The organism is Brevundimonas sp., assembly GCF_051860745.1.
GTDB lineage: Bacteria > Pseudomonadota > Alphaproteobacteria > Caulobacterales > Caulobacteraceae > Brevundimonas.
In genome coordinates this window covers 140,999-156,245 of sequence record NZ_JBHYDN010000001.1, presented here as the reverse complement: position 1 = coordinate 156,245, position 15,247 = coordinate 140,999, and the positions used below count along the sequence as shown (strand labels likewise).

11 protein-coding genes are annotated in these 15,247 nt (G+C 67.3%); 6 read left to right on the top strand and 5 right to left on the bottom strand.

Features of this window, described 5'->3' with window-relative positions:
• The first annotated feature begins 2 nt into the window (after nt 1-2).
• The 3 genes from ACTIEW_RS00700 (at nt 3) to ACTIEW_RS00690 (ending at nt 3,253) form a co-directional block, all read left to right on the top strand.
• On the top strand, nt 3-818 hold the full coding sequence (locus ACTIEW_RS00700; protein ID WP_439475982.1) for a CheR family methyltransferase: 816 nt from the start codon (nt 3-5) through the stop codon (nt 816-818).
• Nucleotides 819-954: 136 nt separating this feature from the next.
• Nucleotides 955-1,350 carry a hypothetical protein gene (locus ACTIEW_RS00695; protein WP_439475981.1) on the top strand — a complete coding sequence of 132 codons (396 nt, stop codon included), beginning with the start codon at nt 955-957 and terminating at the stop codon, nt 1,348-1,350.
• A 28-nt stretch (nt 1,351-1,378) separates the two neighbouring features.
• On the top strand, nt 1,379-3,253 hold the full coding sequence (locus tag ACTIEW_RS00690; RefSeq protein ID WP_439475980.1) for a M20/M25/M40 family metallo-hydrolase: 1,875 nt from the start codon (nt 1,379-1,381) through the stop codon (nt 3,251-3,253).
• Nucleotides 3,254-3,501: 248 nt separating this feature from the next.
• Here the strand turns inward: ACTIEW_RS00690 and ACTIEW_RS00685 are convergent, their stop codons facing one another.
• Together ACTIEW_RS00685 and ACTIEW_RS00680 are read right to left on the bottom strand one after the other, a co-directional pair.
• Nucleotides 3,502-5,049: a GNAT family N-acetyltransferase gene (locus ACTIEW_RS00685; RefSeq protein WP_439475979.1), complete on the bottom strand. Its 1,548-nt coding sequence runs from the start codon at nt 5,047-5,049 to the stop codon at nt 3,502-3,504.
• Nucleotides 5,050-5,276: 227 nt separating this feature from the next.
• On the bottom strand, nt 5,277-7,505 hold the full coding sequence (locus ACTIEW_RS00680) for an ATP-binding protein (RefSeq protein ID WP_439475978.1): 2,229 nt from the start codon (nt 7,503-7,505) through the stop codon (nt 5,277-5,279).
• A 365-nt stretch (nt 7,506-7,870) separates the two neighbouring features.
• Between ACTIEW_RS00680 and recA the strand changes: the two genes are divergently transcribed.
• The 3 genes from recA (at nt 7,871) to alaS (ending at nt 12,480) form a co-directional block, all read left to right on the top strand.
• Nucleotides 7,871-8,956, top strand: coding sequence for a recombinase RecA (gene recA, locus ACTIEW_RS00675; RefSeq protein ID WP_439475977.1), 1,086 nt, complete (start codon nt 7,871-7,873; stop codon nt 8,954-8,956).
• A 305-nt stretch (nt 8,957-9,261) separates the two neighbouring features.
• Nucleotides 9,262-9,729: a hypothetical protein gene (locus ACTIEW_RS00670; RefSeq protein WP_439475976.1), complete on the top strand. Its 468-nt coding sequence runs from the start codon at nt 9,262-9,264 to the stop codon at nt 9,727-9,729.
• 90 nt (nt 9,730-9,819) lie between these two features.
• The gene (gene alaS, locus ACTIEW_RS00665) at nt 9,820-12,480 is read left to right on the top strand and encodes an alanine--tRNA ligase (protein WP_439475975.1); all 2,661 of its coding nucleotides are present in this window, start codon (nt 9,820-9,822) and stop codon (nt 12,478-12,480) included.
• On the opposite strand, the gene ACTIEW_RS00660 is transcribed toward alaS, so the two are convergent.
• The 3 genes from ACTIEW_RS00660 to ACTIEW_RS00650 all read right to left on the bottom strand — a co-directional run bounded on the left by ACTIEW_RS00660 (nt 12,477) and on the right by ACTIEW_RS00650 (nt 15,215).
• Nucleotides 12,477-13,037 (bottom strand): DUF2939 domain-containing protein, encoded by a 561-nt coding sequence (locus tag ACTIEW_RS00660; protein WP_439475974.1) that lies wholly within the window; start codon nt 13,035-13,037, stop codon nt 12,477-12,479. The genes alaS and ACTIEW_RS00660 overlap by 4 nt on opposite strands.
• Nucleotides 13,038-13,114: 77 nt before the next feature.
• Nucleotides 13,115-13,771 (bottom strand): DUF2939 domain-containing protein, encoded by a 657-nt coding sequence (locus ACTIEW_RS00655; protein ID WP_439475973.1) that lies wholly within the window; start codon nt 13,769-13,771, stop codon nt 13,115-13,117.
• A 229-nt stretch (nt 13,772-14,000) separates the two neighbouring features.
• Entirely contained in the window at nt 14,001-15,215 is a 1,215-nt protein-coding gene (locus tag ACTIEW_RS00650; protein WP_439475972.1) for an NADP-dependent isocitrate dehydrogenase, read from the bottom strand.
• Nucleotides 15,216-15,247 lie beyond the last annotated feature (32 nt).

Below are 15,247 nucleotides of genomic sequence, written 5' to 3'. Positions count from 1 at the left end.
CCATGAGCCCGGACGACTTCGATCGCCTGCAATCGCTGATGGCCTCGCGCGCGGGCTTCCGGCTGACGCGCGACCGGATGAAGCTGGCCGAGCACCGGCTGGGTCCCGTGGCCCGGCGCGAGGGGTTCGAGACCGTCGACGCCATGCTGGGCTCGCTCTGGGCCAAGCCGGTCGCCAGCCTGGGCTGGGCCGTGATCGAGGCCCTGCTGAATCCCGAAACATGGTTCCGGCGCGACCGGGTCAGTTTCGACACCTTCGGCAAGGAACTGCTGCCCGCGCTCGGCAAGGCCCGCGGCGGCCAGCCAGTCAAGGTCTGGTCCGCCGGCTGTTCGACCGGCCAGGAGGCCTGGTCGCTGGCCATCGCCGCCCAAGAGGCCGGCGTCGCCGTCGAAATCGTCGCCACCGACCTGTCCCAGCGCGCGCTGGAGAAGGCCCGTTCCGGGGCCTACACCGGGTTCGAGATCCAGCGCGGCCTGAAGGCCGAGACCATGCTACGGTGTTTCGACCAGGCCGAGGACGCCTGGATCGCCAAGGCCGAGCTGCGGGCCATGGTCCATTTCGACCGCGCCAATCTGGTCGATGCCTCGACCGACGCCCGTCAGTTCGACATCATTTTCTGCCGCCACGTTCTCGACGACGCCGATCCGGCCCGACGCGGTGAGATGTTCGACAATCTGGAACGGCGGCTGGTCGATGACGGTTGCCTGTTCCTCGGCCCTGACGAGCAGCCGGAGAACGACAGCATCGCCTTCCGCCCGGTCGCGGGCCGCAAGGGTCTGTTCGTCAAATCCCCGGCGGCGCTGAGGCGGGTGGCCTGAGGCCCAGGGTGAACGTCCGTCAGACGGACGGCTTTTCGGGCCTCCATTGATTCGGGTACGGCTTCCCACACAGCAACGAACCAGCCGCCACGCGGTTATAGCTTCACCGGCGGCACTCCCCGGCGAGGGATGACGCGTGAAAGTCAGCAAGCCGGAGCTTTCGTTCCGCAACCGGGTGGCCAGGATCTGGGGCGGCCTTGAGGAGACGGTGCGGACCGCGGACGATCCCGACGTCGCGGTGGCCGACTTTTTTCAGGTTACGCTCCAGCAGCTCGTTGCGTGGCGCACCGCCGAGGGCCGGCAACGCTGCCCCGGCGTCACCACGAGAGGCCATGGCTGCCGGAACTACGCCTCGGCCGTGATCGACTATGATCCACGCCTCTGGATCTCTCGCGACCCGGGATTCTGCCCGACCCATATGAGGTCGGGGCAAGAGCTGGCGGCGGAGCGCCGCGGTCCGCCCGCGCCCGCGCCGCAGGCCGCCGGTCGAAAGGTCTCGGCTGAGGATGACGGGGGCCTCCCAGCCCGCTAGCCTGCCCCTTCATCGGGGAGGATGACTCATGCGGCTGCTCTGGCTCGTCGGTTCGTTGGCGCTCGCGCTGCTGATTGCGGTGCTGACCTTGCAGGTTCCCGCGCCCGCAAGCGTCGGCGCCCCGGCCTCCGCCTTCTCGGCCGGGCGGGCCATGGCCGACATCCGCGAGATCGCCCGCCGCCCGCATCCGGTCGGTTCGGCTGACCATGCGCGGGTCCGGGCCGTGCTGCTGCAACGGATGGAGGCGCTGGGCCTGCAGACCTCGACCCAGACCGGCGCCCTCTCGCCTGCGGCCGTCCGTCGGTTCGAGCGTGAAAGCGGCTCCGCGGCCGGGGTCGAGCTGACCAACCTCATCGGCGTCCTGCCCGGGCAGGACCCGCGCCTGCCCGCCGTCGCCCTGATGGCCCACTATGACACCGTGCCCGACTCGGCCGGGGCGGCGGACGACGCCGCCGGCGTGGCCGCCATCCTCGAGGCTGTTCGCGCCATCCGCGCCCGCGGGCCGGCAGACCGCACCCTGGTCGTTCTGCTGACCGACGGCGAGGAGCTGAACCTCGACGGCGCCCGCGCCTTCTGGGGCGGCCATCCCCTGCGCGACCGCATCGGGGCGGTGGTCAATCTGGAAGCGCGCGGCGGCGGCGGCCGGGCCATGATGTTCGAGACCGGGCGCGGCAATGCCGGGACCATCAGCCTGTTCGCCCGCGCCGGCGCCCGGGCGACCGGCGGCGTCTCGTCCAACTCGCTGGCTGTGTTCGTCTATGAAGCCATGCCCAACGGCACCGACTTCACCATCCCCAAGGACCGCGGCGTCCAGGGGATCAACCTCGCCTTCATCGGCCGACCGGAACAGTATCACGCCGCCGTCTCGACCCCCGACGCGCTCGATCAGGGCAGCGTGCAGCATATCGGATCGCAAGCGTTGGAGACGGCGGACGCCCTGTTGCGCGCGCCCGCCCTGCCCGCCGCGACCGAAAACCTCGTCTATGCCGACCTGTTCGGTCGCGTCGTCGTCGGCCATTCGCCGGTCATGGGCTGGGGCCTGCTGGGACTGGCCTTCGTCGGGCTCGGCCTCGCCGTCTGGCGAGCCAGATCCCACGCCGGCCTGACCTTCGCCGACGCCGGGCGAGGCGCAGTGGACGGCCTCTGGTTCCTGTCGACGGGACTGGTCCTGACCCAGCTCGTGCGCCTTCTGGCCGGACCCATGTCGGGGCGGGCAGAGAGCGCTGACGCTTACTACACCCTGCTGGCCCGCCTGCCGTGGATGGAGGCCGGGGCGGCCCTGACCGTGCTGGCGGTGGCGCTGGCCCTGTTCGGCGGACGGACGCGTCTGGACCGCCGGATCGTCGCCGGGGCCATAGCGGTCGCCGCCGTCGTCGCCCTGGTTCTCGGCGGAGTGAACACGATCGTCATCGGCGCGGCCATCATCGCCGCCGGCCTGTCGCTGTTCCCCGGCCTCGCCGCCCGCTCGACCTGGGGCGGCTGGACGGGCCTGATCGGCCTCGTCCTTACCCTCGGGACGGTGGCGCAGGCCCTCGCGCCCGAGGCCGCCTTCCTGTTCATCTGGACGGGCCTGCTGGCGGCGGTCGCCGCCGCCCTCGCCGCCTTCCTCGACCCCGGCCTGACCCGCCCCCGCTCTCTGGCCCCGGCAGCCGTCGCCGCCGTGCTCGGCGGCGCCTGGATCATGGGTCAGGCCCACACCGTCTTCCTCGGCATCGGCATGAACATGCCGGGCGTGCTGGTCTTGCTCGGCCTGCTGGTGCTGATGCTGATCCGGCCGCTCAGCCCGGAGCAGGGACTGGCGCGCCCCCTGCTGATCGCGGCGGCGGCGGCCCTGTTCCTCGGCGTCGGCCTGTCGGTCGCGGCCCGGGTCGTGGAGCCGATGGTCGCCGCCAGCACCGCCTGAGCCGGCCATGGCCGGGCGGGAGGTTCATCACCACGGGACAACGGAAGTCACAAAGGACACGACGCGACCGGGGATGTGTCCGCGTCGACGTCTTTCCGGAGTCTTGTGACCGCGGCGTACGCCGCATTGTTTCGATAACCTCGAAAGCGACTCCGGCTCCGTAATCCGCTGAGGACCCGTCGTGCCCGTCGTGAACCCGTTGTGCCCGCTGTGATGAACCAGCGATCTCCGGCCACCGGCCCCCGCCCTCAGCCCCCGTCGGTCCACACCGTCTTGTACAGGTCGAAGCGGCGGTCGCGCAGATTGCGCACCGTGCCCTGTGACTTGGCCCAGGCCAGGTCCGACAGGTCCAGGTCCGCCACCGTCACCGTCTCCACATTCTCCGACGCCTCCGCCGCCACGCCATCTCTCGCGAACGGGAAGTCGCACGGCGTCAGGATGCAGGACTGGGCGTACTGGATGTCCATGTTCTCGACGTTGGGCAGATTGCCGACATTGCCCGACAGGATGACGTAGCACTGGTTCTCGATCGCCCGCGCCTGCGAGCAATAGCGCACCCGCAGATAACCCTGCCGGTTGTCGGTGCAGAACGGCACGAACAGCAGCCGCGCGCCCTCGTCGACCAGCCGCCGCGCCAGCTCCGGGAACTCCGAGTCATAGCAGATCAGCACCCCGATCGGGCCGCAGTCGGTGGGGATGGCGTGCACCCGGTCGCCGCCCTTGATGTTCCACCAATGCCGCTCGTTCGGCGTCGGGTGAATCTTCTCCTGCTCGTGCACCGAGCCGTCGCGCAGGAAGACATAGGCGACGTTCTGGATGTCGCCGTCCTCGGTCTGGGTCGGGTGGGAGCCGCCGATGATGTTGATGTTGTACTCGACCGCCATCTTGCGCATCGCCTCGACGAAGCGCGGCGTGTAGCGGGTCAGGGCCTCAATCGACTCCACCGGGGTCAGCTTCTTCTTCTCCAGCGACAGCAGCTGGAGCGTGAACAGCTCGGGGAAGACCACAAAGTCCGAACGGTAGTCCGAGGTCACGTCGACGAAATATTCGACGTTGGCGATGAACTCCTCGAAACTGGCCACCTTGCGGGCCTGCAGCTGCACCGTCGCCACCCGCACCGTCTCCTTGACCGCGAAGGCCGCGCCCCGACCGTGCGTCTCGGTATAATAGGGATTGCGCCAGACCATGTGCGCCGCATGGCCCATCGAGGCCGTGTCCGAGCTCAGATAGTTCTCCAGCACCCCGATCGGCTCGAAGCCGCCGCGCATGTGGAAGCCGATCACCGGGTCGTTGAGCTTGCGCGCCGTGACCGCGTCCAGATAGTCGCGGGCGTCGGGCCAGGCCGCCTTGCGCCGCGCCAGCCCCGGCATCCGCCCGCCGAAGACGATGCCGCGCAGGTTCTCCGCCTCGCACAGGTCGCGCCGCGCGTCATACAGCCGCTGGCCGATGCGCAGCCGGCGGCGGTCGGGATCGACGCACACCTCCATGCCGTAGAACCAGTCCCCGACCGGATCATGCCGCGCCGCGTATCCGCCGCCGGTGATCTGGGTCCAGGTGTGCGGCGACATCGCCGTCTTCTCGTCGATGCGAAAGCCGGCGGCGTAGCCGACGATCTCATCGGCGTATTCGACCACGAACTGGCCGTCCGGGAAGGCCGCGATCTGCCCCCGCAACATGCCCGGCGTATAGGCCGGCATGTCCTTGTAGACCTTGGCCACCAGGGCCGAGATCGCCCCGACATCGGCCAGTCTGGCGTTGCGGATATTGAGGACGGCGGGCTTGGAGCGTTTTGTCATCCGCCCTGAACGCACGGCGGCGCTTGGGGATCAAGCCCGTCGCAAAGGCCGACTCCGGTCGATCCCGTCGCGACGGCTTCCAAGCCGTCGAAGACCGTCGGTCGCAAGCTTCCTGCCGCCTGGTTTTGCGCGGAAACGGATTTTCGGCCTTGTCGACGCCAGGGCCGAAGAGCCGTCGCTCGGCAGACCGGGCCGGGGCCTCCAACCCTCTCCGCTCCCAGCCCCGGTCATATCCCGGCCGAACTCGGGGTTTGACAGGCGTTCTCCTGATCGGGGACGGATCGTTCCATGGCCTCGTTCATCGCAGAAAACAGGGTCTCGGCGGTGATCGGCTTGGCGAGGTGAACGTCAGCGCCCGCGGTCCTGCTGGCCTCGACATGTTCCCGCATCGCATTCGCCGTCATCATGACGATCGGAACGTCCCGACAGGGTGATGTCGCCGCTCGGATCCTCCGCACGGCTGTGAGGCCGTCCATGACCGGCATCTGCATATCCATAAGGATGATGTCGAAGAGCGAAGCGAACGCGGCGTCTACGGCTTCCTGTCCATCGACCACGCTCACGACCTCGGCCACTCCGGACAACATCAACTCGACCACCTTGCGGTTGGTGGGGTGATCATCGGCGATCAGCACCCGCAGGGGGCGATCCGGAGATTCGACGGCCGCGGCAGTCGAGCGCTTGTCTTCCGGGGCGCTGACGGATTCCAGCGGAAGGTCAAACCAGAAGGTCGAACCCACCCCCGGTTGGCTCTCGCAATCCAGCGCGCCTCCCATGAGTTCCACCAGATCGCGACAGATGGACAGGCCGAGACCGGTCCCGCCGAATTTGCGCGTGGTTGTCTCGTCGGCTTGTTGGAATCTGTTGAACAGCCGGCCCCTGGTTTCCGGCGGAAAGCCAATTCCTGTGTCCGACACCGAGAAGCGGATCAGTCCGCCTGAACGCTTTTCAACCGACAGGACGATCTTTCCTGTCGAGGTGAATTTCGCGGCGTTGCTGAAAAAGTTGCCCAGCACCTGCCGGATTCGCAGAGGGTCCCCTCTGTAAAAGCCATCAAGGCCTTCTTCGATAATGATCCCATAGGCCACGGCTGCATTGACGTTCTGCAGTTTGAATTTTTCGTGGTTGAATTCTGCCAATTCCCGCAGATTGAATGCTTCGAGGCTTAATTTGAGTTCGCCGGCCTCAATCTTGGCCGTATCGAGCAGGTCCGACAGCAAGGCCGTCAGCGTTTCGCCGGATGAGCGAATGATATCCAGCAGTTCAAGTTGGTCACGCCGGTCGCATTTGCGGGTCAGGATGTCCGAGGCCGCCACAATCCCGTTGAGGGGCGTACGGAGTTCGTGGCTCATGTTCGCCAGGAATGCCGATTTTGCACGCCCGGAGGCCTCGGCGGCGTCCAGGGCGGCCTGGAGCGCAACATTCATATGGTGCTGCTCGGTCACGTCCTCACTGACAGTGACGACATAGGCAGGCTGACCGTCCTCAAAGGTCGCGGTTTTCCGGGTCGTCCAGTACCGCTCGCCCCGGTCCCGGGTTGTGACCAGCGCGCTATGCTCGACCTTCACCTGTTTGCTGAGAATGACCTCCTGATCCTCGTCCCAGGATCGCTGCGCCTCTTCAGCGGGAAAGAGTTCATGAACTGTCTTCCCCACGGCCTCGGCTGACGACAGGCCCGTGGCTTCTTCAGCCGCTCGATTGATCAGGACAAACTTGCCGGTGATCGCCTCCTTCACGACGAGCAGGGCCGGCAGCATTTCCATGATCGTCCCGTAGAACGCTTCTCTTCGTGCGACTGAACGCCGCTCGTGGTCAGCGTGCTCGGCCACCTCGTTCAGGCGCGAGGACGTCTCGGACAGTCGCCGTTCGACCTCGGCCGTCGCCGCTTCCGCGGCATGCCGTTCGATGACGCTGGACGCCACGACCGAGAGGTTCTGGATCGATCGGATCTGCCGCCCTGTCGGCGAGAAGGCTTCCCGGTGATAGATCGCTATGACCCCGAGGACCTGCCCAATCACGCCCCGGATGGGTTGCGACCAGCACGCACGCAGACCCAACTCTTCGGCGAAGGTCTTGAACTTGGCCCACAGCGGATCAGACTGAATATCTTCGACAACGACCAGACAGTTGCCGAAGGCTGCGGTGCCGCACGGGTTGGCGTCCGGACCGACGGCGGACCCACTGATTGTCTGGTTGTAGATGTCCGGCAGGCTCGGGGCCGCGCCCAGAAGAAGATGCTCCCCTGCCTCGTCCAGGAGCATGATACTGGCCACGGAGCCAGGATGGATCCGCTCGGCAAGCCTCACGATGGCTTCGAGCAATCCTGACAGGGGCAGGTCCATTCCCAGGACGTCCAGGGACAACGCCTCCGGGGAAAGGAGCGAATTGGCAGGTGGCTTTGCCTCGCCGGCGCCGCGCTGGTTTTCCTCGGGATCCAAAAACGCTTCTCCGACCATCGTCTCCGGAGTGATGCAAGCACACCGTCTCACTATTATGGGTTAACTGTGCCGAAATATCCGCCCGGGAGTGGGAGGTGGGTCGGGATGGGACTCACGACGGTCGTTGACGCTGACTCGACCGGCCAACTGCACCACAGTCGTCCCGCCACAGCAGGTAGCCACCGATGAACGGGGCGACACCAGCGATCGGGGGGCGGAGCGGATCCCCCGACGTCAAAATCGGACGTACCTCCGCGACCTGCAAAAAAGAACATATTGGCAACCAGAACAAACCGTGTACTAACTCCGTCTCACACAGGGAGCGGGTCCAGGCGGGTCTCTCCCGGAACCAGATGGGAATCATGGCAAGGGAGAGTGGCAAGGTGGCAGCTCAGGCGAATTTGAAGTTGGTGACGCGGGACGACGGCGACAAGCAGCGGGCTCTGGAGGCGGCGATCGCCCAGATCGACCGCGCCTTCGGCAAGGGCTCGGTGATGAAGCTCGGCAAGGGCGGCGCGGCGCTGGAGGCGATTCCGTCCGTCTCGACCGGCTCGCTCGGCCTCGACATGGCGCTGGGCATCGGCGGCCTGCCGCGCGGCCGCGTGATCGAGGTGTTCGGACCGGAAAGCTCGGGCAAGACGACGCTGGCCCTGCACACCGTGGCCGAGATCCAGAAGGCCGGCGGCACCGCCGCCTTCGTCGACGCCGAACACGCGCTCGATCCGGGCTACGCCCAGAAGCTGGGCGTCAACCTCGACGACCTGCTGGTGTCGCAGCCCGACACGGGCGAACAGGCGCTGGAGATCGTCGACACCCTGGTGCGCTCGGGCGCCGTGGACATCGTGGTGATCGACTCCGTCGCCGCCCTGACGCCGCGGGCCGAGATCGAGGGCGAGATGGGCGACAGCCTGCCTGGTCTTCAGGCGCGCCTGATGAGCCAGGCGCTGCGCAAGCTGACCGCCTCGATCAACAAGTCGCAGTGCATCGTCCTGTTCATCAACCAGATCCGCCACAAGATCGGCGTCATGTACGGCTCGCCGGAGACGACGACGGGCGGCAATGCGCTGAAATTCTACGCCTCGGTCCGTCTCGACATCCGCCGCACCGGCGCGATCAAGGACCGCGACGAGGTCGTCGGCAACACCACCCGGGTCAAGGTGGTCAAGAACAAGGTCGCCCCGCCGTTCCGCGAGGTCATCTTCGACATCATGTACGGCGAGGGCATCTCCAAGCTGGGCGAGATCATCGACCTGGGCGTCAAGGCCGGAATCGTCGAGAAGTCGGGCAGCTGGTTCTCCTACGACAGCCAGCGCATCGGCCAGGGCCGCGAGAATGTGCGCGCCTTCCTCAAGGCCAATCCCGACATCGCCGACTCGATTGAAAAGGCGGTCCGCGCCTCGACCACCAAGATCGCCGAGGAGCTGCTGGGCACGCCCGAACCCGACGAGGGCCAGGACCTCGAGGGCTGATCCGGACGGAGCGAACGCTGTGGACGCAGTGAACGCTTCGGACGGTGTTTTTCGCGGCCGGCTTTGGACTCCCTGGACTCTTTGGACCCTGTTTTTCAGCGGCCCCGGGTTTGGACTCTTTAGACTCTCTGGACTCGCTTTTCTGACTCATCACCTTCTCCGGCCGGGTCCCGCGACCCGCCTCCGACCCCCGCGGGCCGGGCCGGACGGAGCGGGCCGCCCGATCTCCACCCGGATCGGGCGGCCTTTTTTCTTGCCGTAACAGCCAGGCTGTCAGAGGCTTCCCCGACCGGAGGACCCCGACCATGACCCTGCCGACCACCCTGACCCTTGCCCGCACCGCCCTCTATGCCGGCCTGCTGGCGGGGGCGCTCGACATCATCGCGGCCATCGTGACCAATCCGCAGGTCCCGGCCCGGGTCGTGCTGCAGTCCGTCGCCAGCGGTTTGCTCGGTCCGGAGGCGTATCGCGGCGGCTGGCCGACCGCCTGGTTGGGGCTGACGTCTCATTTCGCCATCATGCTGGTCATCGCCGTGATCTTCGTGGCCGCCGCCGCCGCGATCCCGGCGCTGCGCCGCTTCTGGATCCCGGTCGGCGTGATGTTCGGCGTCGCGGTCTGGCTGGCCATGGCCTTCGTGGTGGTGCCGATGTCGGCCTCGCCGCTGACGCCCCCCGCCGACCTGATGACGGCGTTGAAGCCGATCGCGGTGCATATCGTGGCCGTCGGCCTGCCGATCGCCTGGGTGGCCCGCCGCATGCTCGGCGCCGGCTGAGCCGCCTCGCTCACGGGCGGGTGATGCATTGGGGCTGAAACCCCTATATGAGGCGCGTTCCCCGTTTCTCCCCCGACCGAACGCACCGTCATGTCCAGCCTGAACCAGATCCGCTCGAGCTTCCTCGACTATTTCGCCGCCGACGGCCACGAGAAGGTCCAGTCGGCCCCGCTGGTGCCGCAGAACGACCCGACCCTGCTGTTCGTCAACGCCGGCATGGTGCCGTTCAAGAACGTCTTCACCGGCCAGGAAACCCGCGCCAACAAGCGCGCCACCAGCTCGCAGAAATGCGTCCGCGCCGGCGGCAAGCACAACGATCTGGACAATGTCGGCTACACGGCCCGGCACCATACCTTCTTCGAAATGCTGGGGAATTTCTCCTTCGGCGACTATTTCAAGGAACACGCCATCGAGATGGCGTGGAACCTCGTCACCAGGGAATTCGGCATGCCCGCCGACCGGCTGATGGCCACCGTCTATATCGACGACGACGAGGCCTTCGACCTGTGGAAGAAGATCGCCGGACTGCCCGAGAGCCGCATCACCCGTATCGCCGGCTCGGACAATTTCTGGTCCATGGGCGACACCGGCCCGTGCGGCCCCTGCACCGAAATCTTCTACGACCATGGCGACCACATCTGGGGCGGCCCTCCCGGCACGCCGGAAGAGGACGGCGACCGCTGGGTCGAGATCTGGAACCTGGTCTTCATGCAGTTCGACCAGCAGGCCGACGGCTCGCGCTCGCTCCTGCCGAGGCCGTCGATCGACACCGGCGCGGGGCTCGAGCGGGTCGCGGCCGTGCTGCAGGGCGTGCACTCCAACTATGAGACCGATCTGTTCCGCACCCTGATCGCGGCCTCGGAGCATGAGACCAACACCTCGGCCGAGGGCGACCGCACCCCCAGCCACCGGGTCATCGCCGACCACCTGCGCAGTTCGTCCTTCCTGATCGCCGACGGGGTGACCCCCTCGAACGAAGGGCGCGGCTATGTGCTGCGCCGGATCATGCGCCGGGCCATGCGCCACGCCCATTTGCTGGGCGCCGCCGATCCCCTGATGCACCGTCTGGTGCCGACGCTGGTGGCCGAGATGGGCGAGGCCTATCCCGAGTTGCGCCGCGCCGAGGCCTTCATCACCGACACCCTGAAGCAGGAAGAGATCCGCTTCCGCACCACCCTCGGCCGCGGCATGGGCCTGCTTGAGGACGCGTCGCGCGACCTCGGCGAGGGCGGCGTGCTGTCCGGCCAGACCGCCTTCACCCTGTACGACACCTACGGCTTTCCGCTCGACCTGACCCAGGACGAGGCCCGTCGGCGCGGCTTCACCGTCGACACCGACGCCTTCGACGCCGCCATGAACGCGCAGAAGACGCGCAGCCGTGAGCACTGGACCGGCTCGGGTCAGACCGCCTCGACCGGCGAATGGCTGGCCCTGCGTGAACGCCTCGGCCCGACCGTCTTCACCGGCTATGACGCCGTCGAGGGCTCGGGCGAGGTGCTGGCCATCGTGCGCGGCGGATCGTCCGTGGACGAACTGTCCGCAGGCGAAACCGCCGAGGTCCTGTTCGATCAGACCCCCTTCTATGGCGAAGGCGGCGGCCAGGCCGGCGACCGCGGCGAGATCGAATGGACCGACGCCTCGGGCCAGCAGTGCTCGGCCACAGTGCTGGATGTCCAGAAACACGCCGGCGACCTGTTCGCCCACCGCATCGAAGTGACCTCGGGCGTGCTCGCCATCGGCGCCCGGGCCCAGTTGCGCTCGGCGCCCGACGCTCGCCTGACCACTCGCGCCAACCACTCGGCCGCCCACCTGCTGCACAAGGCCCTGGCCAATGTTCTGGGCGGCCACGTCGCCCAGAAGGGCCAGATGGTCGACGCCGAACGCCTCCGCTTCGACTTCAGCCACAACGCCCCTGTCACCGAGGACGAGCTGGCCCGGATGGAGGACGAAGTGAACGCCGTCATTCGCCAGAACCTGCCCGCCGAAACGAAGATGATGGCCCCGCAGGAGGCCATCGCCGCCGGCGCCATCGCCCTGTTCGGCGAGAAATACGGCGACGAGGTGCGGGTGTTGACGCTGGGCCGGTCCCTGACGGACGACGCGCCCTATTCGGTCGAACTGTGCGGCGGCACCCACGTCGCCCGCACCGGCGACATCGCCCTGTTCAAGATCGTGTCCGAGACCGGCATCGCCGCCGGCGTGCGCCGTATCGAGGCCCTGACCGGCGAGGCCGCGCGCCAGTTCCTGCTGGCCCAGGCCGGGGTGGCGAAGTCGCTGGCCCAGTCGTTCAAGATCCAGCCCGCGGACGTCCCCGCTCGCGTCGAGGCCCTGACCGCCGACCGCCGCGCGCTGGAGAAGCAGGTCGCCGAGCTGAAGAAACAGCTGGCCCTCGGCGGCGGCGGTTCGGCCAACGCCGGACCGGAAGAGATCAACGGCGTCAAACTGATCGCCCGCGTGCTGGACGGCGTCGATGGCAAGGGCCTGCGCGGCGTAGCCGAGGACTTCCGCAAACAGGTCGGCTCGGGCGTCGTCGCCCTGATCGGCGTCACCGAGGGCAAGGCGGCCATCACCGTCGCCGTGACCAATGACATGATCGGCAAGGTCAATGCGGCCGACCTCGCCCGTGTCGCCGTGATCACCATGGGCGGTCAGGGCGCCGGCGGCAAGCCGGACTTCGCCCAGGGCGGAGCGCCCGACGGGTCGAAGGCGGAAGAAGGTCTGGCGGCGGTGCGGGCGGCGCTGGCGGGCTAAGCGTCCGCCCCGGTCTGCAAATCCACAGCCGCCAGCTTCCAGTCGAACAGACCCCGCCGCTCCATGATGAGCGCCAGGTGGTCGTCGGGCTGGTCCCGATCCGTCAGGGTGACAGCGAACTCATCGAGGTTGCGATAGCCCCAGGCCTGGTGGATGTCGTCGCCGTCGGCCTCGTCTCCGGGCGGTTCAGGCGCGGGGCGGCGCGTCGGGTCGGGGGCTTCGGCCGTGGTGACCATGTGGGCGACCACCTGGGGCGTGACCAGCGTATCGACCGCCCCGGACAGGATCATCGGCGCCAGCATCATGCCCAGACCGCCGAGACCGCTGTCGGTCACGCGCGGATCGCGGCTCATGCGCGCCATCAGTTCGGTGTTGAGCTCGGACTTCAGGCTTTCGCGCAACGACGGAAAGTCGACCAGTTTCTCGATCTTGGCCTCATCCCCGGCCTTGGCCGCGCGGATCAACGCCTGCGCCGCCAGCACCGGCGCAACGGCCCAGGCGATTCCGAACAGGGCCACGGCCCCGACGGCGACGCCGACGATCAGTGATTTCTTCATGCAACCCTCTGGCGTCGTAACGCCTCCCTACCGCTACGGTTGCCCGAGTCGCGCAGGGTCGCCAAGGGGCGGCGCTTTCAACCGCCCTCGACCGTCGGCGCGGCCCGCGTCTCGGGAGCCGGCGCAACGCCGTCGGGCAGGCCGACATGGACCAGTTTCCACTCGAAGGGACCCTTGCGCTCGAAGGTGAAGACCGTTTCGGATCCGCCCTCGTCAGTGACGCTCATCCGCGCCCGGTTCATGCCCCAATAGACCGGCTTGGGCATCGGCCCCCCGGTGATCGTGGCGTCCGGAGACGGCTGGGGTCCGGCGCGCTGTGACGCATAGCGGCCCTCGCCGCGGGTCAGGGCCGCAAGAGCGGCGGGGGTCAGATAGGCCTCGACATCCGGCGCAGGAGCCGCCGTCGCCTGTTCGATCTGGCGACGTACGGCGCCGATGGGGTCGTCCATGAAGGACGGCGCCGGGGCGGCGGCGGCCGGATTGCCGTCCAGCTGTGGCCGCAGGGACTGGCGCACGGCGGGGAAATCGATCAATCGCGCCAGACCTGCGGCGTCACTGGCCTCGGCCGCCGAACGTATGCCGAAGAAGGCTACGGCGGGTGCGGCGAACCAGGAGATCACCACCCCCAGCACGGCGAACAGGATCAGATTGCCGAAGAGCCCGCCGAGCCCGCGTTGCCGTTTCGGGCTCCGGGCCCACACCGGCTGATGGTGGTCGTCGGATGGCGTGTTCAAGATCGTCTTCCTCTCGTCAGGCGCCATCAATGCACGAACAGGGACCCGGCTCAAACGAAAGGCCCGCCGGACGCGAATCCGGCGGGCCTTGTTTGTTTGGCCGCGGCCTGTTTGTTGGGCCGCGGTCGTCGGCCCTTCGGGACCTCCCGACCCGATGCGGCCTCGCGCTTCGCGTATGCCCCGCGCTCAAGCAGCGAGCCGCCGCGCCGCGAGCGATAACGCTCCGCTACTATGCCTTCATCGCCGCGGTCAGGTTCTCGGCGACCTTGTCGAGGAAGCCCTCGGTGGTCAGCCAGCCCTGCTGATCGCCAACGAGCAGCGCCAGGTCCTTGGTCATGTGGCCGGCCTCGACCGTCTCGACGACGACCCGTTCCAGGGTGTCGGCGAAAGTGGCCAGCTCGGCATTGCCGTCCAGCTTGGCGCGGTGCGAGAAGCCGCGCGTCCAGGCGTAGATCGAGGCGATGGAGTTGGTCGAGGTCGCTTCGCCCTTCTGGTGCTGGCGGAAGTGGCGGGTGACGGTGCCGTGGGCGGCTTCCGACTCCAGGATCCTGCCGTCCGGAGTCATCAGCACCGAGGTCATCAGTCCCAGCGAGCCGAAGCCCTGCGCCACCACGTCGGACTGGACGTCGCCGTCGTAGTTCTTGCAGGCCCAGACAAAGCCGCCCGACCATTTGATGGCCGCGGCCACCATGTCGTCGATCAGTCGGTGCTCATAGGTCAGGCCGGCGGCCTTGAACTTGGCGGCGAATTCCCTGTCGAACACATCCTGAAAGATGTCCTTGAAGCGCCCGTCATAGGCTTTCAGGATGGTGTTCTTGGTCGAGAGATAGACCGGGAAATTGCGGCCCAGACCAAAGGCGAAGCTGGCGCGGGCGAACTCGGTGATCGAGTCGTCGAGGTTGTACATCCCCATGGCCACCCCGGCCGAGGGGAACTGGAACACCTCATGTTCGATCACCGCGCCGTCATCGCCGGTGAAGGTCATCATCAGCTTGCCGGGACCAGGAACGAGGAAGTCCGTGGCCTTGTACTGATCGCCGAAAGCGTGACGGCCGACCACGATGGGCTGGGTCCAGCCGGGCACCAGCCGCGGCACGTTCGAGCAGATGATCGGCTCGCGGAAGACCACGCCGCCGAGGATGTTGCGGATCGTGCCGTTTGGCGACTTCCACATCTTCTTCAGGCCGAACTCCTTCACCCGCGCCTCGTCGGGAGTGATGGTGGCGCATTTCACGCCCACACCATGCTTCTGGATCGCGTGGGCCGCATCCACCGTCACCTTGTCATCGGTGGCGTCGCGGTTTTCCATCGACAGGTCGTAATAGTCGAGCTCGACGTCCAGGAACGGGAAGACCAGCTTGTCCTTGATCCACTGCCAGATGATGCGAGTCATCTCGTCGCCGTCGATGTCCACGATGGGATTGGCGACCTTGATCCTGGTCATGCGGGTTCGCGCCTCTGAATGGGAATGGGGAG